Origin of the sequence: Telluribacter roseus (assembly GCF_017355915.2) — a bacterium.
Lineage (GTDB): Bacteria > Bacteroidota > Bacteroidia > Cytophagales > Spirosomataceae > Telluribacter.
The window spans coordinates 483,551-505,286 of record NZ_JAFEUV020000002.1 but is presented as its reverse complement, the minus strand read 5'-3'; the positions used below and the strand labels follow the sequence as shown (position 1 = coordinate 505,286).

The window sequence follows — 21,736 nt, the reverse complement described above, 5'->3', positions numbered from 1 at the left end:
GTCAGACCGTCTTGGAAGGTTGGTTGCCGATCATACTCAGTCTGCTTTTCTTTAATTCCAGCGGGCTCATTCTAAGGTACGAGGCCAGGACTTTTTCAGGTATCACTTCCATTAGTCCCGGATACTCTTCATGAAAGTTATTCAGGCGGGTCTGTACACTCTGGCTGGCCAGCACACGACCCAGCGCCCGCTGCCGCTGCACCTCCTCTACCAGCCTTTGTACCAGGCGCCCCCAGGCCGGGATCTCTCCAAATAAACTTACCATATCCTCGTACTTCAGTATCCAGAGACGAGTATCCGTAACAGCCTGTATATTTTCGGTAGCCGGAGCCTGGTGCCGGAAGCTATCCGGCAGCACGGCCAGATTTCCGTTGGAAATAAAGTAACGGGTTACTTCATCATCCCGATCAAAATGCAATACCCGGAGAACTCCCTCCGTCACAAATCCAATGTGCCGACAGACATTTCCTTCACGGAGGAAATAGTCCCCTGCCTCTAGCTTTACTTCTTTAAGATAAGAAACAAGCAGCTCAATCTGGGCATCCGATAACGACATGTACCTTAACAGGTACGCTTTTAGTGGTTCCATACTTTGTACAAACTCACTTAAATGTCCAGATGTTGTACAGATTCAGGTATTTATTTGGCTATTCCTGACAGTCCTATTTCTCAACCGTAATCAGGGCACTTCCCATACTGGTTCCACTCCCGCAGGCACTTTTCAACGAGCTGATTGTAAACTCGGACGTAGCCGTGGGCGAAACCGTGATCAGGTACGGATTCAGGAATGTCCCCTGTACAGTAGTGCCATCCGATAGGGTAAATGACCAGGGAGGTAAGCCATTCTTAAACCTGAGCCGGATGCGGGTAGAGCCCCCACCTGCTATGACTCCACGACCTGATACTTCACCAATGGCCGCATCGGGTGCAATAACTTTGATCTCACGCGGCTCGCTCACTACCGAAGGTGCCGTAGCCATGATGCGCAGGCGCTGAGCACTGATCGTATCACTCATGAAGGAAGGCGTCACTTTTACTTTTAGCGGGCTCTCTTTGCCAGTCGTTGGCAGGTTCACCCAGTTTCCGTTTTCGTCGGCGATCTGAACGATGTACTTATTGGCCGCGTAGAATCGTCCCGTGTACGTAAAGGGTACTTCCACCTCACCTCCCGAGCAGATGATACTCTGCGAGGGGCTACCCATACTGATGGTCGAAGGAGGTACCTTCACGAATACATGCGCCTTACCGGAGAAGCTTCCGACTCCACATAAGCCACCCGCTGAGGTGATCTGGTAGTTGGTGGGGTTGGCAGGATTTACCTTTAAAGTATGGGGCGATGTAAGAATGTTATTCTCATAAGTACCATCCGACAGCAGTACAAACCAGGGACCTCCTCCCGTGAAGCGTAGCGTCAGGTCAGCGCTCTCTCCTTCTTTGACCGATAGGGAGTCACTTTGTAACACAGTATGTGTAGGGGCTGCCACCATGATGGTAGCTGTATCACTGAATAGCTGAGGAGCGGACGCGGCCACCCGCAGGCGGTACTGTCCGGCCTTAAAGCCCGCTGGCAGCTGGGCTATGATGGGTCCCATGGTATCAACCTGAGAGATATTTTTGAATACACCATCGGCATCGGCCATCTGCACTACGAAATTATTACCGGCTTTGTATTTTCCGGTAGCACTAAATGATACCTGGAAGGGGGTATCCGAACACACACGGAAGCCTTTTTCGGCATCTTTCAGCGCGAGCCGTGGCTCCGGATTGGGATCCACATTCACGATTACTTCTCCATTGACGGTACCACTACCGCAGGCATTGGCGACGCCCGTCAGCCGGTACGCCTGAATTTGCTCCGGCCTGATGGAGTAATAGTAGGGGTTGCTAAGCGTCTCGCGAACTACAGTGCCATCCGATACCCGAAACGACCAGGGGCCACTTCCGGTCAGGTTGACCCGCAGTTGCGCCTCCTGCCCGGGCATGATACGCGAGGACGCAGAACCGTCACCGGTTTCCAGTCTGGCCGTAGGAGCTGAAAGCAGGCGTATAGACACCTCATTACCCAGTATGGCCGGACTGGTAGATACTACCCTGAGGCGATACTGATGCCCGCCCCTTTTATCAGCTGGTATGACCGCACTGATCGGCCCTGACTTAGTAGGAGCCGATATGACTATAAAGTTATTACTGGCGTCAATGAGCTGCACCAGAAAGGAGTTATCCGCATTGAAAGTGCCCGTAGGCGTAAAAGGTACCTGTATGGTAGTACCCGCGCATACCGACAGATACGACACATCCCCCGTCAAGATACGGGCGGCGCTTTGAATACTATCTCCCTGGGTAGTAGTGGCTCGGGTAGAATCCGGATCGAGTATGGGCAGTCCGTTGGAGAGGATCGGCGTTACAACATTCCGCCCCTGTGGCGCTACCGTATCATTCAGAATAGGAAGTGTAGTTGTATTAAGTGGCGTAACTACATTACGGCCGGGAGTCCGGGAGAGAGTGGTATCGGTCTGTGGAGTAGTGGGCACCTCCTGTGCCTGTACCCGCAGAGCCGTACTGAGTAATATTCCTAAAATGACCTTTGTAAAAGCTTTTGACATAACACCAGGTAACAACAAACACTAACCACTGAAACGAATAAAAGACGACAACCTGTCAACTCTTACTACCTTATTTATGCTGGACGGCAGACACAACTCTCTTAATGCATTGCTACCAGAGAGTTCCCTCTCAGTACCGGTACCACATCGTACAGATCGGTCTGTAGCGAGTAAGCGATATCCTTGTGGATACCCAACCGGTGCAAACGCCGCACGTGCGAGGAGTTAGACACGCACGAGAGCAGGTTATCTCTGCCCTGCTGGTACATCCGCTGAGCCATAATGGTGCTATCCTCCATAATCATGTACTCCTCTTTAAGAGCCTCGGCCAGCGCTCCCGCAAACAGCGTATCTTCCAGATTAGGGCGCCCCTTCCAGCCGGCACATAGCACCAGTATATCATAGGGCTCCGAGCGGAGATGATTAGCCAGAGCTCCCAGATTCAGGAAAGCTCCGACCAGTACCTTTACGGCCACGGGTCTGGCTTTGGCAATGGACAGGGTACCGTTGGTGGTAGTCATGGCTATGTTGGCTCCGATGAATCGCTCGTTCATGAAGCTGAACGGGGAGTTGCCCAGGTCAAAACCTTCTACCATCTGTGCATTGCGCTCCGCGGCGGCTATATACCCTTTGTCCTGTAGTAGCTTACACTCTTCTATGGTAGCTACCGGCGTAATACTCTTTACCCCGTAAGCCAGGCCGGTTACCATGCAGGAGGTAGCTCTGAATATATCAGCCACCACTACTATACAATTATCTAACTTATGAAGGTGCAGCAAGTCAGGTGTCAGGCAAACATCAAGTTGTTTCATGAGGATGGGTAGGCCTTAGGCGTCAGGTAGGTATAGCTACTTGCTCAGCATCACAGGCCTTTTACTTTTAAAATAAAAACTTTGTTATAAATTAGTTAGTGATATACTTTGGCGCCAGACAGTAATTAGAGTATAGTATAAGCTAATCCCTAACAACCTAACTACTAAAACCTAAGCGCTACTTTACAAACGGCATTTTTACGACCTGTGCTTTCAGGAGGCGCTCCCGCACCTTTACGAACAGTTCCGAGCCCGGCTGGCTGTACTCTTTTTGTACATACCCCATACCGATGCCTTTCTGAAGCGTAGGCGACTGGGTACCTGACGTTACTTCACCAATGACGTTCCCTTCGGCATCACACAGTTCATAGTGGCTGCGGGGGATACCGCGGTCTATCATCTCAAAGCCTACCAGCTTACGGGCTATGCCCTGCTCCTTCTGGGCTTTAAGCGTGTCGGAGTTGATAAAGGGCTTTGTAAACTTCGTTACCCAGCCCAGTCCGGCTTCCAGGGGTGACGTGGTATCGCTTATATCATTGCCGTACAGGCAGAAGCCTTTCTCGAGGCGTAGCGTGTCCCGTGCTCCCAGACCGATGGGCTTGATCCCAAACTCAGCACCCGCTTCGAATAGGGCCTCCCATATTTTCTGAGCGTTTTCCTTCACTACATATACCTCAAATCCACCCGCTCCGGTATAGCCCGTAGCTGACAGGATCACTCCCTCAACACCGGCTAATGTACCCGTCTGGAAGGTATAGTACTCCATGGCTGCCACGTCTATATCAGTCAGTTTCTGAAGTGTAGCGATGGCTTTGGGCCCCTGCACCGCAAACAGACACAGCTGGTCCGATACATTCTCCATCTCCACCTCTTCGGTATTGTGGCTCATGATCCAGTTCCAGTCTTTCTCTATGTTGGACGCATTGACCACCAGCATGTACTCATTGGCATGGTGGCGGTACACGAGCAGGTCATCCACCACTCCACCGTCCGCATTGGGCAGGTAGCTATACTGTACTTTTCCGTCATAGAGTACTGAGGCATCGTTGGCCGATACTCTCTGGATCAGGTCTAATGCTTTGGGGCCGCGCAGCACAAACTCCCCCATATGTGATACGTCAAACACGCCTACACCATTACGGACAGCATGATGCTCATCAAGGTCCGAACTGTAGCGAACGGGCATTTCAAAACCCGCAAAAGGTACCATTTTGGCTCCTAGCTGAACGTGTAAGTCGTGAAGTGGGATGGTTTTCATCAAATTGTAATTTATTGCGAGTGCAAAAGTAGGAAATGCCTGTAAAAGACGGGTAGTTTGGCGGCGACAATTCAGCTAATAAGGGCAGAAATAGTTGTTTCTGAAAAAGTCAGTATCTTGCTTTCGTGCATTTACCCAAACCAACATCCTCTCCCAACCTTATGAAAAAAATGATACTTCCGGTAGTGATGGGCCTTCTTATGGTATCCGGCCAGGTGCTGGCTCAGCATAAAATAATCAGGACGGACAAAGCTCCCGTGCCCATAGGCCCATACAGCCAGGGTGTGGAGGCCAATGGTATGCTGTTTCTGGCCGGACAAGTAGGCCTCAAACCCGACACCCGAAAACTGGTAGAAGGAGGCTTAGAGGCCGAGGCGGTCCAGACCATGGAAAATATCAAGACGCTACTGGCTACCGCCGGACTTGACCTGACGCACGTAGTCAATACCACTATTTATATAAAGGATATCAGTCAGTTTGGAAAGGTCAATGAGATCTATGGCAGGTACTTTACGGGCCAGTACCCTGCCCGTACTACCGTAGGTGTAGCCGACCTACCGGCAGGAGCCAGTATCGAGATAGCCGTTATAGCCGCTGTTCCTGCTCAGAGACGCAAAAAATAAGGGTAGCGACTCAAGTCGTACCCTTCTATTTCCTCAGTACCATTTCTTAAGTACTATTTTTATGCGGTGATAGCCTGCTGCTCTTCCAGATAGGTCATCAGGCTACGGATATTTGTAATCTTGGCATAATCCTCATCCGGAATGCTTATTACAAACTCCTGCTCCAGTTGCATCATCAGATCTACTGTATCGAGGCTGTCAAAACCCAGGTCTTTAATAAAGTGTGCGTCTTCGGTAATGGCAGATTCTTCAACACCAAAATTTTTAAGGATGGTAATAATGCGTTGTTTCATGGGCTTTGTGTTTTTTGAAGATGAGCAAAGGAACCAGATCACTGTTCGTGATGGAACTATTTTACACATAGTACGACAAAAAAGTACAAAATGTTTCAGCTCCCCGAACTATTTTTCAATCGGCTACACTTCAATACTTTATCAATATTAAATATTAAAAAACGACAATTTTAACATCCCAAAACAACTACGATTTTTACAAAAAATAAAGGTAAAGTAGCTCAGGCGGCAGGAATTCGGTATGAATACTCCAAAAAAGAGGATAAACAGTAAATACAGGTACAGAAGAAATAGCCAACGGATACATCCATGACCCGAACATGAGCAAAAGGTACCTGTCATACTGCCTTTTTACAAAAACTGGAGCTGTTTGCCCTGTTTCTTTGAGTAGAAAATCTACCCGATCCGTTTCTTTGTAGGTGAAAGTGGAGCATCTGGAACAGCCGCTTCTAACCATTACAAAAGCTTTAACTCAAAAAACAATTACCATCATTCCATCAGTTTTATGAAAGTACTGACTTCTTTACTACTGCCAGTCCTGTGCCTGCTGGCCCTTACTACCACCCCTACCTACGCCCAGAACTCAGCCAAAAACGATGACTCGCGTTTGTACGAGATACGCGTCTACTACTGCGAGCCCGGCCGCCTGGATGCCTTGATGAATCGCTTCCGCAACCATACTACCAAGATTTTTGAAAAACACGGTATGACCAATGCCGGCTACTGGGTACCTGTTGATAACTCGGATAACAAACTGATCTATATCCTGTCGTACCCTACTATGGAAGCCCGCAATGCTTCCTGGAAAGCCTTCGGCGCTGATCCGGAGTGGAAGCGCGTAGCCAGCGAGTCGGAGAAAGACGGTAAGATCGTGAAGAAGGTAGACCAGATCTTCATGAAAGCGGCTGACTTCTCACCAGCCTTCAAAACTACCTCCATAGATCCGAAGGGACGGGTATTCGAGATGCGTACCTATACAGCCAACCCCGGTAAGATGCAGGACCTGCTGAGCCGCTTCCGTGATCATACCCTGAAACTATTCACCAAGCACGGCATGACCAACGTGGGTTACTGGATACCCGAAGGCCAGGAAAACACGCTGATCTACATCCTGGCGCACCCCAGCGAAGAGGCTGGGAAAAAAGCGTTTGACAACTTCCGCAACGACCCTACCTGGGTTAAAGCCCGCGACAATTCGGAGCGCAATGGCAAGCTGACGGAGAAGGTAGAATCGGTATACATGATACCTACTGATTTCTCTACAATACGCTAAGCGTTTTAAGATACTTTACTAGTTCTGTTTTCGTTAGCAATAATCCCTGACTGCTGTTTCAGTCAGGGATTATTGCTAACTTGCGTTTAAATGTAAACTGTACACTTATTTTGCAAATGCGTTCTTTAACCAGAATTATTTACCTGCTGCTGATCACGTGTCCCCTGTTGGTTTCAGCGCAGTCAGAACAAGGCAACTACACCGCCGTTTCCCTGAGTGATCTGAGTGCTTTTGGCCAGGCCAGTTCCAACTGGTCGGTGAAGGGAGGAGTTACTATTCATCCCGAAAATGCATCTTCTGTCAAAACCCAGGCCGGTAGTGGGGTACTGGTTGGGACACCCGGTTCGCCACTTACTACCCAGGTAAAAGCCCAGGACCTGCGGCTCCGACTGGAATTTATGCTATCTCCGGGAGCCGAGGGATATGTACAGCTTCCGGGTGGTCAGCGTGTACGCCTGGCCGACAGCCGTCAGCAGCCTGTCCCCAACGCACAGTCTGCCGGATTTATCAGCCAGTTTCCCGCTCAGAACGCGGCTAAAGCACCGGGTCTGTGGCAAACGCTCGAACTGGCCTATGACGCCTCCGTACCTACTCAGGCTGGCTCTGCTTTGCTGAATGACCTGGTACTTAATGGCGTGACGGTACAGCAAAGCGTGTACCTGCCCCTGGCCAAGTCCATAGATGAACCGCAGGCGCTGAGCCTGGAAGTGACCAAAGGTACCATTGCCTTCCGTAACATCGGGTACCAGCTCCTGGGCGACCGCAAGCCCCTGGCTTTGCAGAACATGTCATACAAGCTGTACAACGACTCCTGGAATAACCCCAAGCCGGTGAAGGTAGTACGCGAAGAGAAAACCAATACCCTAACCCAGGAGATCGGCACAGGCATGCGTGAGTTCCACGCTGTATACGATGGCGAAATGAACGTGGAGGAATCGGGTATCTATATATTCACGGTAGCCTATACCGGCCCTATCCTGACGCTGGATATTGATGGCAAGCAGGTGATCGCTCCAGGTGAAAGTACCTCGCAGGATCTGCATACAGGCTCCGTCCAGCTTAACAAGGGCGCACACAAGTTCCGCCTGCATTATTCCCGCTTCCCCTGGCGCCCGGCGGCTCTGGGTCTGCGCGTCGAAACGGCCGGCGTTCGTCCCTACGACCTGCACCCTCTGTCGTCACTTCCGGTGCCTGCACCTAAGCCTTATATGGGTGTAGCCCCAACCGGACGCCCAGAGATGATTCGCTCGTTCGTACAGCTCAACGACGAAAAGTACAAGCGTACGCACTGCGTATCGGTAGGTAGCCCCGCCGGGTGGCACTACACCATGGATCTGAACCGCGGCGCGCTGCTACAAGCCTGGCGCGGGCAGTTTGCCAACGTCACCGAGATGTGGTACGAGCGGGGTGAGCCCCAACTCCTATTCAGTGCCGGACTTACCGTACCCGTATCGGGCAAAAGCAGCATAGCGATTCTGAAGAAAGACAACACCGCCTGGCCCGACTCGGCTGATATCAACTTCCTGGGTTACCGGCTGGACGCCCAGGGCTTCCCGATGATGCGCTACGCGGCAGGCTCGGCTACGGTACATGATTACCTGGTACCGGGCACCGACGGACTGGTTCGTACTATCAACGTAGACGGCACTCCTAGCGGAGGTACCCTCTATACATTGGCTGGTGCTGGCAAGCAGATCGAAATGGTTGAAAAAGGCCTCTACAAGGTAGAAAATCGCTACTACATTCGTCTCGATAAGCGGGCCAAAGCGGTACTTCGTACCTCGGGCGGGCAGCAGGAGTTGCTGCTCTCGGTGACGGGTTCCACCAGCTACACGATGTTCTGGTAACCTATCCTCTAATTACTCCACCTTTGGGATTACGTCATACTACTAGTGAAAATGAAAAATATAATTTTATCAGCCATTCTGGCCGTAGGTAGTGTTGCCGCCGTGCAGGCGCAAAAAGCCCGTCCTGTCACCGAGGACGACTACTACCGCATAATTACCATGCCCATACCCGAGAACGTTGAACTGGAGATAGGTGGGATGTCGGTGCTACCGGATGGTCGCCTGGCTACCTCTACCCGTCGGGGTGAAGTATGGATGATCAGCAACCCGTACATGAAGGGCAACGGACGTCCTTTGTTCAGTCGCTTTGCCCATGGCCTCCACGAGCCCCTGGGACTCCACTACCGCGGTGACCACTTTCTGGTGACGCAGCGGGGTGAGGTAACCAAGCTGGTCGACACCAACAATGACGGAATTGCCGACATCTACGACAGCTTTGCCAAATGGCCCCTGTCGGGCAACTACCACCAGTACTCGTACGGTCCCGTGCCCATGCCTAACGGCGATATGCTCGTCACCCTCAATCTCGACTGGATCGGGCACGGTGCCAGCCAGTCGAAGTGGCGGGGCTGGATGCTCAAGCTGGGTGAAGACGGGAGTCTTACTCCCTGGGCTACGGGTATGCGCTCTCCGGCCGGATTCGGATCCTTCAAAGGCGATATCTTCTATACCGAAAACCAGGGTGACTGGGTAGGCTCAGGCCGTATGACCCACGTGGATAAAGGTGATTTTGTGGGTAACCCGGCGGGTTTGCGCTGGAGCGACCTACCCGGATCGCCCGTGAAGCTGAAACCTAAAGACATACCCGATACGGGTGAACCTCTTTACGAAGTAGCCAAGAAAGTACCGGGCCTGAAGGCTCCGGCGGTATGGTTCCCACACACACTGATGGGTATCTCTACCTCCGACTTCAAGGAAGATACTACCCGCGGTGCTTTTGGTCCGTTTGAAGGACAAATGTTCGTAGGAGATCAGGGCCACAGTAAGATCATGCGTGTGGATATGGAAAAGGTCAACGGTGTATGGCAGGGAGCCTGCTTCCCCTTCCGCGAAGGCTTTATGTCCGGTATTATCCGTATGGTTTGGGGTCTGGACGGATCTATGTTTGTAGGGCAAACCAGCCGGGGCTGGTCCGCTACGGGTCCGGCTCCCTTTGGTATCCAGCGCCTGGTATGGACCGGTCAGACTCCCTTCGAAATGAAGTCGATCCGCTCTACGCCCGATGGATTTGAGGTAACCTTTACCATGCCGGTAGACAAAGCCTCCGCTACTGATCCGGCTTCGTACCAGCTCAACAGCTTCAACTACAAGTACCATCATACGTACGGTAGTCCAATCATCAATGCCAAAGAGATGACGATCAAAGGTATTCTGCTTTCGGACGATGGTCTGCGGGCCCGCTTGGTGGTAGATAGCGACAGCCTTCGTAAGGGCTACATCCACGAACTGAAAGCCGAAGGCGTAAAGTCAGCGGATGGTCTTTCGCTTCTCCACACTTTTGGCTACTATACGCTGAACGAAATCGCCTCGGGTGAAAAAGCTGTACTGCCCGTTATGACTGCAAGCGCCAGCACTAGCACTACCGCCAATGCCCACGCCGGACATACCATGCCTGCTACTGCTGCCAAAACCGGCAAAGCAACTCCAGCAAAAACAGCTTCAGCGTCAACCACGGCGGCGGCTCCTGCCACCACCGCGGCTAAGCACCTGACCGAGATGCCTGCTGACTGGACCAACGGCCCCGATCAGGTAATTACGCTAGGTACCAAGCCCGGTCTGAAATTTGAAGTGCAGGAAGTACGGATCAAAGCCGGAAGCCGGGTGAAGTGGGTATTCAACAATGACGATGACATGCTGCACAACTGCGTGATCACGAAGCCCGGTACCGCCAACCAAGTAGGCGAAGCGGCGCTAAACCTGGGACTGAAAGGTCCCGAAATGCAGTACGTACCGGTATCGGATAATGTCCTGTTCCATACCAACATTCTGCAGCCCGAAACCAGTGAGGCTATCTACTTTGTAGCTCCCAAGCAACCCGGCGACTACACCTACGTGTGTACCTTCCCGGGCCACTATATCGTGATGCAGGGCAAGCTCAAAGTTGTAAAATAAGTATGCCTGCTTCTACTCTACCTGCGGTGTGAGCAACTAGCACCACAGGTAGAGTAGAACTAACTCTCTGCACCTGCCCCACAACCTCCTATTTGTCAGTCTGCTACACATCGCCCTTGTAACTTCTTTTACATTTTGGACGATATTTAAGCCCTATCAGCTCTAGCCTGTTTTTTACGAGCTCCCCCCTTTTCATTCTCCTACTCATGGTCTGATTTTTTTGCCCTGGTGTGAGTTGTTTCACTAAACCAACTCATCACAGAAATTATGGTCACATCAGAAATGGGTATGCCTGGTACTCAAAACCAGACTACGATTGAACCTGTCGCCAGTGGTTCATCCCGTGTTAATGTAGGCGGTAATGAACGTATCGTGTCTACTACTGCGGGGGCTCTGCTTACTTATTATGGTTTGCGCAAACCTAGTCTCGGACGCCTCCTGGCTGCAACGCTTGGTGGATGGCTTATCTACCGCGGTACTTCCGGCTACTGCCATGTAAATAATGTGATCGGGCGTGATACATCCGAAGGTGCTACTCTGGACTCGATTGGGCTTTCTAGCAGTGTTACCATCAATAAGCCACGTGCAGAAGTGTATCGCTACTGGCGCCAGCTGGAAAACCTGCCTAAGTTTATGCACCACCTGGATAAGGTTACCCAGATTGACTCCAAGCGCTCTCACTGGTGTGCTCCGGTACCCGGAGGTATCACTAAGCTGGAGTGGGATGCTGAGATAGTAGAAGACCGTGAAAATGAGTGTATCGTATGGCGCTCTGTACCGGGAGCCGCTGTGGATAACGCGGGTGAAGTACGGTTCAAAGATTCTGTAGATGGCAAGGGCACCGAAGTACATTCAGTTATTCGTTACCAGCCACCAGCTGGATATGTAGGTGATATGCTGAGTAAGCTCTTTAATCCCGCGTTCAAGAAAATGGTCAAGCAGGACATGCGCCGCTTTAAGCACCTGATGGAAACAGGTGAAGAATTTGTTATGCCTGACCCTACTGCCAAGCACCGGGGAGTAGACCCCAATAGCGTACAGGAGCAGAACGCTCCTCACACTCCTTTGCATACATTATAAGGCTAGGCAACTTTGGTGGTAACACCTTCTCAATGGTAGCCTCTATACGTGTCGTACCCCTTCCGGTACGACACACTTGTATTATCCGGGTACAGTACCCAGGTACTTCTATCCGGCAGATAAGGGTAATTGATTAACTTTCGGCGAGCCTTTTCTACTTACTACATGGAACAAAGTACACTGATAAAAACAGAAGCGTATGTAAACGGCCAGTGGGTTAGTGCCTCCGGTAGAAAAACCTTCGAGGTAACCAATCCGGCTACTGGTGAAGTCATAGCGGCTGTGCCCGATATGAGCGTCGAAGAGGTCCGCCAGGCCATCGACGCCGCCGATAGGGCCTGGCCCGCCTATCGCGATATGACCGCCAAAGAGCGGTCCGCCATTATGCGGAGGTGGTTTGATCTGATGATCGAGCACAAGGAGGAGCTGGCTCGCATCATGACCATTGAGTCTGGTAAAGTAATGACGGAGAGCCTCGGAGAAGTCAACTACGGAGCTTCGTTTATCGAATGGTTTGCCGAAGAAGCCAAGCGTGCTTACGGCGATGTCATCCCCCCCCATACCAAAGACCGCCGGCTGGTAGTGATCAAACAGTCTATCGGAGTAGTAGCAGCCATTACGCCCTGGAACTTCCCGCTGGCAATGATTACCCGCAAGGTAGGCCCCGCCCTGGCCGCGGGCAGTCCGGTCATTATCAAACCCCCATCAGAGACTCCCCTGACCGGACTCGCTATCGCAGCCCTAGCCGAACAGGCCGGATTTCCACCCGGTGTATACAATACTATCACTTCCACGGACAGTAAGGGCGTTGGAAAAGAGTTCTGCGAGAATCCCAAGATCCGCAAGCTATCATTCACCGGCTCCACCCCCGTCGGCAAGATACTCATGAGCCAGTGCGCCTCTACCCTTAAAAAGCTATCACTAGAGCTGGGAGGGAACGCCCCTTTCATAGTATTTGACGATGCGGATGTGGATGCCGCCGTGAGGGGAGCCATAGTTTCCAAGTTCCGACACAACGGCCAGACCTGCGTGTGCGTCAACCGCATACTGGTGCAGGACCAGGTATACGATGAGTTTGTGGAGAAATTCTCGAAAGCGGTGGCGGAGCTAAAAATCGGCAATGGCCTGGATAAGAGCGTACAGCTCGGCCCCCTGATCAGCGAGAAAGCCGTCAGCAAAGTAGTAGAACACGTAGAAGACGCCGTTGCGAAAGGAGCCACGGTAGCCTACGGAGGTGAACAGCTGGAAGGACTGTTCTATAAACCTACGGTACTGGCCAACGCCACCGTGGATATGATTATTGCTAAGGAAGAAGTATTTGGCCCCGTTGCCCCTATCTTCCGCTTCAGTACCGAAGAAGAAGCTATACAAATGGCCAATGATACCGAATACGGCCTGGCATCATACTTTTATAGCAAAGACGTTAACCGCTGCTGGCGCGTAGCCGAAGCCCTGGAGTACGGTATGGTAGGTATTAACGAAGGGTTGATCTCTACCGAAGTAGCTCCTTTTGGTGGTATCAAAGAGTCGGGCTTTGGACGCGAAGGCTCCAAGTACGGCATGGACTACTTCATGGAAATCAAGTACCTGTGTTTTGGGGGAGTAGATAAACAATAAAAAAACCAACAATGAGCAAAGCAGAATTTGTACCTAATGATAAAGGATCATTTGTTATCCTGGAAGATGGCGAACGAGTAGCCGAAATGGTAATAGGCATAGTAGGTGAGGAAATGTCAGTCTACCATACTGCTGTATTGGAAAGACTACAGGGCCAGGGGCTGGCCAAGCAGCTCCTGGATACCATGGCTGAGTACGCCCGGGACAATAACCTGATGGTCACTACCTACTGTCCCTTTGTACAGGGGCAGTTCAGGAAGCAGGAAGATCAATACTCCGACATCTGGAAGAAGGACAAGCCCCAGCTAAAAGCCATGTAAGGCTTGGGTAGATTAATACTTTTATACAGATGCTACTCCACTTAATATCAGATGGAGGAAATTTATGTGTATCTGCCAACCAATTTGTTTAGCCTATGCTGAATATTACCTTCAACCACTCCTCCGTGGTAGCACACCAGTTTGTCAATAGCCAGCATCCTGAGCTTATCAACTGAGGCTACTGCTTCGGGCAGGTCAAGGGTGAAGTGCGGATTGGCAATTTCCAGTTCTCCATCTTCCACTACTACCGCATCGGCTGCAATGAGCGTCCGGTTATCAGGCAGGAAGATGGATATATGACCCGGCATGTGACCGGGGGTATGAATGATTCGTGCGCCACTCAGAACAGCCGGTTCTTCATCAGCTGTAAACGTATGGTCTACCGCTACGGGTATCATACTCATGAGCATCTCCTGAAAATACAGTGCTCCCGGCTTCTGCTCTTCGGGTAGTGAATCATATAGATATTCGGCCTGTACCAACCGCAACGATTTCTCCTTTCCACTAATATAAGGCTCATCCAATTCTGCTGCATACACCTTCAGGGAGGGATACGCGGCTTTGATCTCAGCCAGTCCGCCCATATGGTCCAAATCGTGGTGGGTAATGAGCACACCCGTAATGTCCCGCAGGGAAAGACCATGTACCTGAGCGGCAACCTCAATAAGCGGCATAAATCCAGGGTATCCACAGTCGACCAGGATGGTTTCACTACTGCTCCGCAGGATAACCGGATAGAGGCTGTCCTCCCGGCCGTTGAAACTAAAAGGTACTTTTAGTACGTGTACTTCCATCGAGATAATTTACGTAATTAGTCGCTATCAATTTAGATTATAAGGTGAATAAAAACAAGGCAACTAGAACAAGAAGTATACTAAGATATACTAATAAGATTCTAAAATTATAATGAGATGACATACCGTTAGATAAAAAAATGGTAGCCCATCAGTATTAATTTTGAATTGATTCGATTTTTAATCTGCACATGCATTACTTATGTAGTAGTAATTTCAAAGCCATTTATTAGTATACTTAAAATAAATAACGGGCACATTTTCTATTTTGTCTTTAAATGAATAATAATCTCGTAATAGATTGGTATATCCAACTCTAACTATCATAATAAATATAGATTGAACCTGAACCAGGAGGGCAGCAATTAAGAAGTAACAACAAAACTTTATATCTATAAAATTAACTATACACATCCTTTGAGAATAGCTGTTTGGCATAACTTACCTTTTGGTGGTGGAGCAAGAGCTCTGTACTATCACCTGAAAGGCCTTTTAGAAAAGGGGCACCACATAGAAATATGGTCCCCTAACCCCACTATTGACGGATTCTTTAAACTCCCGGAGCATGTAAAAATACATCAGGTACCATTAAAAAGAACGCAACGCATCCCATTAAAGGATAGAGTAAAATCTGTATTTTTTGAAAAAGATGTGAATCTAAAAGAAATGGAACTGCATTGTCAGCAGTGTGCTGATGAAATAAATAGCGGAAACTTTGATGTATTATTTGCTAATAGTTGCTTCTTCTACGCTGCACCTTTCATAAGCCGTTATGTACATATTCCTCGCGTACTCTATCTAGGCGAACCTTATCGTTATTTTTTCGAGGCCCATCCATATAGTTTTTGGGAAGCGCCTGAAGTTGTCAATCAGTACAGCATCTTAAACAAGAAATATTGGTGGGAGTGGTTTAAAGATTTGTGGAAGATCAGAGCAGCGCGAGTGCAACTACACGAAGAGCGAATTAATATTGAATCCGTAGACACACTACTTGTAAATTCTTATTTCTCCAGCGATAGCTGTGCCCGGGCTTATAACCGGATGGGTGAAGTCTGCTACCTGGGCGTCGATACGTCAACTTTCAAACCACTACCTGACCGGCAAACCAATAATTACGTAGTAGGACTAGGGAGCCTGCTGTTCCACAAAAATGCGGAACTAGCCATTAAGGCCGTCGCCCAAATTAAAGAGAACCGTCCTCAATTGGTATGGGTGAGTAACTACAAGAATCCCGAATACTATAACTATGTTCTTTCACTCGCCCAAAGTTTGGAAGTAGATTTTCAGGTCAGGGAGATGATTGATGACAGGGAGTTGGTACGCTTGCTCAATAACGCCATCTGCATGGTGTATACCTCCAGACTTGAGCCGTTTGGGTTTGCTCCACTTGAAGCCAACGCCTGTATGACTCCAGTAGTAGGACTCAAGCAGGGAGGAATCAGGGAGACAGTTATTGACGGGAAGAATGGTTTCCTATGCCTGACAGAACAAGAAATAGCCGACAAGATCCTATTCTTAATGAATAATCCTTTTGAAAGAGAAAGGATGGGACAGATGGCTTATGACAATGTACTACTAAACTGGACGCTGGAGGAGGCTACCCTTCGCCTTGAGAGCGCCCTATCAAAATCGATTCAATCGGGTTCTGAACTACGTACAGGTAGTCTGACCTTAAATGCCTGCTAGAGGTAATTCAAAACCGGTCACAGAGGCCTGACTGAGATTCAATAAATTGGTACTATGATAGTAATCTATACGGTTTAATGGCCCCTACTACGACTACAGCCTAATATCAGTCCCAACAGCTTTACTAGCGGGCTTCCTTTTATCTTCTGACAGCGACAAGTACTTTTTACGCCCTAGGGTCAGAAAATACAGCAGCACCAGGATAGCCGGGAAAGTCAGTACGATCAGGCGGGGATTATCTACATCGAACAGAAAACGTAGTGTATTGTACAGCACAACCAGGAACAGGGCAATCATCAGCAGGTTGGTATTCTTCAGGCTATTGACGTTGAATGTCCTGACTTCACCTTCTTTGACGTCGAACGTCAGGACCGGGCTGTAGCACCAGTCCAGTCTGGCGTAGATCGTATGCCGCCCCGGCGCTACCTTTAACTGGAGCGTTTCTTCGTTGGGAATAGCCCCTATTTTTTTATCATCTACGTAGATACCATACGCCATGAACCGGTTGATAGATTCATCGTTTCGTGTGACCTTGATTGTCGCCGTGCCTGCCATGCCTATCTAACGAAAAAAGTATAATAAGGTTACTACTATTTAACCAAAAAAGCTTCGAAGTATTGTACCAAAGCCCCGATCCTTACGCTACTAAAAGACTGGCATGCAGGGGCACTACTCTACTCTGCACCTCTTCCCCCCTCGGCGAGCCCCAACTGGTCTTCGACGTACTTCTTATATACTTTGCCGATCCGGAAAGTATGGGAGCCAAGCTGAAGGCTGTCCTGTGCCAGAGCTGTGACGTACGAGCTGTTAATGATATGCGAACGACTAATGCGCAGAAACCGGGGCCGGGGCAGCCGGTCCTCCGCCTCTTTCATGGACATACGTACCAGGTGAGTCTTGTGCAGTGTATAAATCTTGACATAGTTCTCGAGGCTCTCGAGGTACCGGATCTCGTGATGCGGTATATGTTGTCTTTCGCCATCGACAGTACAGCTAAGGTACTCTGCATCCACCGGTGGTACCGGCTCCTGTACCGGTCGTGGCTGCTCTGGCCTGGGTACTTCCCTCAGGTACCTGACTATGACATATACTCCCAGCCCAAGCAGGGTATACAGCCAGAGGTTAATAATCTGCGGAAGCGGGTTCATTACCCCGAATCCGTAGCGCAGGATAAAGTACATGTTGAGTGAGCACACGGCAAGTGCCAGCGAGGTGTAGAGGAAGTAGGGACGTTTGCGGCCGGCCAGGTACAGTCCGCTAAAAAGTACCCGGTTGTGAAAGACGATCCAGCCGTACAGCATCACCAGAAAAAGGTAGGGGGAGGTCTGCTGGAAGCCGGTTCGCTGCTGGAAATGGTAGTAGTCGTCCACAAAGTGTACAGCCCACAGCGCCCCTATACCAGCCAGGTGCAGGACGACGGGATTCTCAAACCAGGCTCTGATTCTCATGGGCTACTCCGTTTTATAACTAAGGTACATGGGACGCTGCTGTGACGAAATCACTTGGTCACAGACAAAGGCAGCTAGTCAACAATAGCTTGGCTGCCGGCAAATAACCTCCAATTATTGCATCCACACTCCAAAAAACCAAACCAGTGTGCCCTCGTGTATGATCCATCAGGTAAACATTCTTATTCACGTGCTGGCCGGAACCACGGCCCTGCTGGTAGGCGGTGCCGCCCTCCTTACCCCCAAGTACCTACCCCGACACGCCCGGCTGGGCCGCATCTTTCTGTACCTGCTAAGCGTAGTAGTTGCGACGGGCTTTGTGGGCTGGCTCTTTTTTCGCTCCAACAACTTCCTTCTGATGCTTACTCTGCTATCGGGCTACGTAGGCTACGCCGGGTGGAGATGCGTCCGGTTAAAGGAGAAAAAGGCTTCAGCCGGGGACGCCCTGGTAGCTATCTTGGCCCTAACGTTGGGCGTGCTGTTCATGCTGGAGATCAGGAAACAGGATGGTAGCTGGAACCCTGTAGTGATCTACTCAACCTTAGGCGCTTTGGGAGTCGTGACTGTCTATGATCTGGTAAAGTACTTCTGGCTGCATCACCGCCTCAGGAAGTGGTGGATCTACGAGCATATTTATAAGTTAGTCTCTGCCTTTAGCGCCACGCTTGCCGCCTTTACGGGTACGGTACTACCCGACTATAAGCCATACAGCCAGATCCTGCCTAGCGCTTTCTGTACGCTCCTCATCCTAGTACTGATCATACGCCAGGCCCGCAAACAACAGAAGAAGCGGAGGGTACCTGTGCAAGAACTAAATTAAGTACCCCGTACTTACTGACAGTTTAGTAGTACTGCGTACACCTTATAATCAAAAATGCCCGTATGACCGGGCATTTTTGATTGTCTGTATCAGGATGCTGATGGCTCGTATCCTTTCACAAATATGGGTACACCATTTTGGGTTCCTTCCAGAGCCGTGACGTAGGCTTCGGCGGTTTTGGTCGCATCTGGCCAGGGCGAGGCGTCCATACCCAGTTTGATGGCAGTTTCGGCCACCCAAGGAGGATGTACTACCACCACTCTCCGTCCTTCGGTCATTTCCAGCGCGGCTGCTCTTGCGAATCCTTCCAGACCCGCATTGACCATAGCAATCATGGATGTCTGTGGCGAGGGAGTATAAGCCAGAAAGCCTCCTGTAATGATAGCGACGCCGTTGGGGCGTAACTTAGGCAGCCCCCGACGTACCATATTGACCTGCCCAAGCAGTTTGTTATTTACACTAAGTTGCATGTCATCATCGGTCAGCTGGCCCAGAGCCGCAAAGGCTGCGCTACCCGCAGCACTGATAATGGCGTCAACCTCCCCCACCTGATCAAAAAATTGGTCAATGGTGGAAGGCTCCGCGATATCAATACCAGGCTGGGTAGTACGCGACGCTTCGATTACTTCATGTCCTTTCTCCTTCAGGAGCTGTACAATGGCTCCTCCGATGGTGCCCGTAGCACCTAATACCACTATTCTCATCTTTTTACTTTTTTAGGTCAGGTGAAAAATAAGAAATAGATGTAATTGGGTAAACTTATGGATTTGTGGAGAAGACGCTCGCTTCTTTTACAAATACCCTACGGTTCAGCTTCAGCTGAGCCATAAGGAGTTCAGCAAAGTCTTCGGGATGCATCACCCGCTCCGGATCGCCCGTAATCAGTTTATTGCTATTGGCTAGATCGGTTACGATAGTACTGGGCGCCATGGCCGTTACGCGTATGTTGTGCTTACGCACTTCCTGCATCAGACTCTCACTCAGGCCAAACACCCCAAACTTGGAGGCACTGTAGGCGCTGGTCACGGGGCTACCGGCTCTACCGGCCGTAGAAGATATATTAATGATATCACCGGTCTGGCGCTCGATCATCTGGGGCAGTACGGCACGGGTGGTGTAGTACACTCCAAACAGGTTTACTCTGACCTGCTCTTCCCACTGCTCGGGCTCCAGCTCCAGAAACTTCCCAAAAGCCGCCGTACCGGCGTTATTGATCAGAATGTCGATAGGCCCCAGACTACTCTGTAACTGGGCAACAGCCGCTTCTACGGCCTCTCTGTTGCTCACATCCGCTACGGCCGTAGCCGCATTTACACCCAGTGCCTTTATTTCCTCAGCCACAGCCTGCAAAGCTCCCTCGCTGCGCGCCATCAGTCCTACATGTACACCTTCCTGAGCCAGTGCTACGGCGATGGCCTTACCTATGCCTTTACCTGCTCCTGTCACCAGAGCTACTTTTCCTTTTAATGATTCCATACACGGGTATTTTAGTATAAATAAACTAGCTGTACCTCTACCATCAGACCAGCCACCTCATCCGACAACGCCAGACGTTGAATCATCTCAACCTGCTATTCTGAACGGCATACACTACTTAGCTTCTCTCTAATCAAAATAAAGTGAAATATGTTCCTCCTGCTGCTACTATTGCCGATGAAATAGGCTGAGACTACCTGCTAAGTATAGAAGTATGATCTAATGCAGGTGAAAAAACAAAAAGCTCAGCCGGTAGTAACTGAGCTTGTGAAGTAGTAGAAGACTGCGGTTATTAGTAACCTGCTAACTGCATACCCAGTATAGGATACGGCTTGCCGGTACCATCCAGCTCTGACCGGCTTACTACTCTAAACCCCAAGTGCTCATAAAATCCTACGGCCTGCCCGTTTTGCTCATTGACATCTACCTTGGTAATAGTTAGATTATGAATAGCATACTGGAGCAAAGCCTTGCCTATACCTTTCCCTCTGGCCTCCGGCCTCAGAAATAGCATCTCGATTTTATCTTCGGAAGTACCCAGGAAGCCCTCGATCCTGCCCTGCTCGCTCCTGATGCAAAATAAGTCGACGGTCTTCAGGTACTCGCTCCGAATCAACGGCCGGAAGTACTGGATGTCCTTTTCTGAAAGGAAATCGTGGGTAGCCCGTACCGACGCCTCCCATACCTCCACGATCTCATCGTAATCAGTAGAGTTAGCCTTTTCGATCTGATGATGCAAAGTATTTTTCATACTTTAAAGATTTCTGTATTCCGCGACAAACCGCCTGTCGATGCTCAGGTAGACGAGGGTAATGATCAAAGCGGCTATGACGCCAGCCAGGCCCACGATGCTACCAACGAGTACATTATTGTTGATAATAAACAGCAGAGCTAAGGGGCCGCCGGCATTGATCATACCGTGAAAGGCGGCCGGAGCGTAGACAGTCCTGACTTTCAGCCGTACAATGGCATGCAAAAATGAAAGAGCTATACAGAACAGGATCATCATCAGGCTACCTGCTATGGGTTGGTCAGGGTAGTTATGTCCCATAATGATTATAGGCAAGTGCCAGACTCCCCAGATGGTGCCAATGAGCAGGTTCGACTTCCAGAAGCCCAGGCTCTGAGTCTCTTTCAGTAACAAGCCACGCCAGCCCAACTCTTCCCCCAGGGTAAACGGCAGGTTGAACGTAAAGCCGGCCAGTACTCCTCCCATAAGCCCCGCCAGGAACAGTACCACCGGAGGCGGTAGTTTCACTTCTGCTGTATCACCACTTCCTTTCATGGATTCCTCCACCTTCCTGAGTATCTCATCCTGCGCAAACGTCACCTGCCCCATCCCATCTACCTCCATTATATTACCCAATACGAAAATGATTCCCATCGTCAGCAGGACATACGCCAGGTAGAACCCAATGGCGATCAGGATATTTTTGGGTACTGTGTTTTTCAGCGTCAGGCCATACTCTTTTAGTGATTGCTTATAGAAGTACTTCTGGGTAATGACAGTGGCCAGTGCGGGCGCGGTCATATAAAAAAGAGCTATCAGTACGGTAGACTGCATAGTGCCATACTCAACACCCAGCAGGTACATGATTAGCCCGACGGTCCAGCTAATCCCAAAAGCGAAACTCAGAAACAGTTGTATTTTTTTAGTATTCATAGGAGACGTTC

21 protein-coding genes are annotated in these 21,736 nt (G+C 50.1%); 9 read left to right on the top strand and 12 right to left on the bottom strand.

Going from position 1 to position 21,736, the window contains the following annotated elements:
• Position 1 precedes the first annotated feature (1 nt).
• From JTN23_RS05390 to gcvT, 4 genes are all read right to left on the bottom strand, one after another.
• Positions 2 to 589 (bottom strand): Crp/Fnr family transcriptional regulator, encoded by a 588-nt coding sequence (locus JTN23_RS05390; protein WP_247232919.1) that lies wholly within the window; start codon positions 587 to 589, stop codon positions 2 to 4.
• A gap of 73 nt (positions 590 to 662) precedes the next feature.
• Complete coding sequence (locus tag JTN23_RS05385; RefSeq protein WP_247232918.1) at positions 663 to 2,603, bottom strand: hypothetical protein; 1,941 nt, start codon at positions 2,601 to 2,603, stop codon at positions 663 to 665.
• 101 nt (positions 2,604 to 2,704) lie between these two features.
• Positions 2,705 to 3,415 (bottom strand): 2-phosphosulfolactate phosphatase, encoded by a 711-nt coding sequence (locus JTN23_RS05380; protein ID WP_247232917.1) that lies wholly within the window; start codon positions 3,413 to 3,415, stop codon positions 2,705 to 2,707.
• Positions 3,416 to 3,593: 178 nt separating this feature from the next.
• The gene (gene gcvT / locus JTN23_RS05375; protein WP_247232916.1) at positions 3,594 to 4,673 is read right to left on the bottom strand and encodes a glycine cleavage system aminomethyltransferase GcvT; all 1,080 of its coding nucleotides are present in this window, start codon (positions 4,671 to 4,673) and stop codon (positions 3,594 to 3,596) included.
• 161 nt (positions 4,674 to 4,834) lie between these two features.
• On the opposite strand from gcvT, the gene JTN23_RS05370 reads away from it, so the two are divergent.
• Complete coding sequence (locus JTN23_RS05370) at positions 4,835 to 5,296, top strand: Rid family detoxifying hydrolase (RefSeq protein ID WP_247232914.1); 462 nt, start codon at positions 4,835 to 4,837, stop codon at positions 5,294 to 5,296.
• A 59-nt stretch (positions 5,297 to 5,355) separates the two neighbouring features.
• Here the strand turns inward: JTN23_RS05370 and acpP are convergent, their stop codons facing one another.
• Positions 5,356 to 5,589, bottom strand: a complete 234-nt coding sequence (acpP, locus tag JTN23_RS05365; RefSeq protein WP_247232911.1) for an acyl carrier protein — start codon at positions 5,587 to 5,589, stop codon at positions 5,356 to 5,358.
• 505 nt (positions 5,590 to 6,094) lie between these two features.
• Here acpP and JTN23_RS05360 point away from each other — a divergent pair.
• The 6 genes from JTN23_RS05360 (at position 6,095) to JTN23_RS05335 (ending at position 13,838) form a co-directional block, all read left to right on the top strand.
• Positions 6,095 to 6,862 (top strand): NIPSNAP family protein, encoded by a 768-nt coding sequence (locus tag JTN23_RS05360; RefSeq protein WP_247232909.1) that lies wholly within the window; start codon positions 6,095 to 6,097, stop codon positions 6,860 to 6,862.
• A 116-nt stretch (positions 6,863 to 6,978) separates the two neighbouring features.
• The gene (locus JTN23_RS05355) at positions 6,979 to 8,709 is read left to right on the top strand and encodes a 3-keto-alpha-glucoside-1,2-lyase-like domain-containing protein (RefSeq protein WP_247232908.1); all 1,731 of its coding nucleotides are present in this window, start codon (positions 6,979 to 6,981) and stop codon (positions 8,707 to 8,709) included.
• 51 nt (positions 8,710 to 8,760) lie between these two features.
• Positions 8,761 to 10,821 carry a plastocyanin/azurin family copper-binding protein gene (locus JTN23_RS05350; RefSeq protein ID WP_247232906.1) on the top strand — a complete coding sequence of 687 codons (2,061 nt, stop codon included), beginning with the start codon at positions 8,761 to 8,763 and terminating at the stop codon, positions 10,819 to 10,821.
• A gap of 267 nt (positions 10,822 to 11,088) precedes the next feature.
• Positions 11,089 to 11,901, top strand: a complete 813-nt coding sequence (locus JTN23_RS05345; protein WP_247232905.1) for an SRPBCC family protein — start codon at positions 11,089 to 11,091, stop codon at positions 11,899 to 11,901.
• A 165-nt stretch (positions 11,902 to 12,066) separates the two neighbouring features.
• Entirely contained in the window at positions 12,067 to 13,518 is a 1,452-nt protein-coding gene (locus JTN23_RS05340; protein ID WP_247232904.1) for an NAD-dependent succinate-semialdehyde dehydrogenase, read from the top strand.
• Between the two features lie 11 nt (positions 13,519 to 13,529).
• Positions 13,530 to 13,838, top strand: coding sequence for a GNAT family N-acetyltransferase (locus JTN23_RS05335; RefSeq protein ID WP_247232903.1), 309 nt, complete (start codon positions 13,530 to 13,532; stop codon positions 13,836 to 13,838).
• 62 nt (positions 13,839 to 13,900) lie between these two features.
• Here JTN23_RS05335 and JTN23_RS05330 read toward each other — a convergent pair whose 3' ends face one another.
• Complete coding sequence (locus JTN23_RS05330; protein WP_247232902.1) at positions 13,901 to 14,632, bottom strand: MBL fold metallo-hydrolase; 732 nt, start codon at positions 14,630 to 14,632, stop codon at positions 13,901 to 13,903.
• 417 nt (positions 14,633 to 15,049) lie between these two features.
• Between JTN23_RS05330 and JTN23_RS05325 the strand changes: the two genes are divergently transcribed.
• Positions 15,050 to 16,318, top strand: a complete 1,269-nt coding sequence (locus JTN23_RS05325) for a glycosyltransferase family 4 protein (protein ID WP_247232901.1) — start codon at positions 15,050 to 15,052, stop codon at positions 16,316 to 16,318.
• 93 nt (positions 16,319 to 16,411) lie between these two features.
• Here JTN23_RS05325 and JTN23_RS05320 read toward each other — a convergent pair whose 3' ends face one another.
• Together JTN23_RS05320 and JTN23_RS05315 are read right to left on the bottom strand one after the other, a co-directional pair.
• Entirely contained in the window at positions 16,412 to 16,873 is a 462-nt protein-coding gene (locus JTN23_RS05320) for a DUF2846 domain-containing protein (protein WP_247232900.1), read from the bottom strand.
• Between the two features lie 119 nt (positions 16,874 to 16,992).
• Complete coding sequence (locus tag JTN23_RS05315; protein ID WP_247232899.1) at positions 16,993 to 17,766, bottom strand: LytR/AlgR family response regulator transcription factor; 774 nt, start codon at positions 17,764 to 17,766, stop codon at positions 16,993 to 16,995.
• Positions 17,767 to 17,926: 160 nt separating this feature from the next.
• Here JTN23_RS05315 and JTN23_RS05310 point away from each other — a divergent pair, with 160 nt between their 5' ends.
• Positions 17,927 to 18,586, top strand: a complete 660-nt coding sequence (locus tag JTN23_RS05310; protein ID WP_247232898.1) for a DUF2306 domain-containing protein — start codon at positions 17,927 to 17,929, stop codon at positions 18,584 to 18,586.
• Positions 18,587 to 18,675: 89 nt separating this feature from the next.
• Here JTN23_RS05310 and JTN23_RS05305 read toward each other — a convergent pair whose 3' ends face one another.
• The 4 genes from JTN23_RS05305 to JTN23_RS05290 all read right to left on the bottom strand — a co-directional run bounded on the left by JTN23_RS05305 (position 18,676) and on the right by JTN23_RS05290 (position 21,725).
• Positions 18,676 to 19,290, bottom strand: coding sequence for a short chain dehydrogenase (locus JTN23_RS05305; RefSeq protein ID WP_247232897.1), 615 nt, complete (start codon positions 19,288 to 19,290; stop codon positions 18,676 to 18,678).
• Between the two features lie 55 nt (positions 19,291 to 19,345).
• Positions 19,346 to 20,062, bottom strand: coding sequence for a 3-ketoacyl-ACP reductase (locus JTN23_RS05300; RefSeq protein WP_247232896.1), 717 nt, complete (start codon positions 20,060 to 20,062; stop codon positions 19,346 to 19,348).
• A 292-nt stretch (positions 20,063 to 20,354) separates the two neighbouring features.
• Complete coding sequence (locus JTN23_RS05295) at positions 20,355 to 20,813, bottom strand: GNAT family N-acetyltransferase (RefSeq protein WP_247232895.1); 459 nt, start codon at positions 20,811 to 20,813, stop codon at positions 20,355 to 20,357.
• 3 nt (positions 20,814 to 20,816) lie between these two features.
• The gene (locus tag JTN23_RS05290) at positions 20,817 to 21,725 is read right to left on the bottom strand and encodes a CPBP family intramembrane glutamic endopeptidase (protein WP_247232894.1); all 909 of its coding nucleotides are present in this window, start codon (positions 21,723 to 21,725) and stop codon (positions 20,817 to 20,819) included.
• Between the last annotated feature and the right edge of the window lie 11 nt (positions 21,726 to 21,736).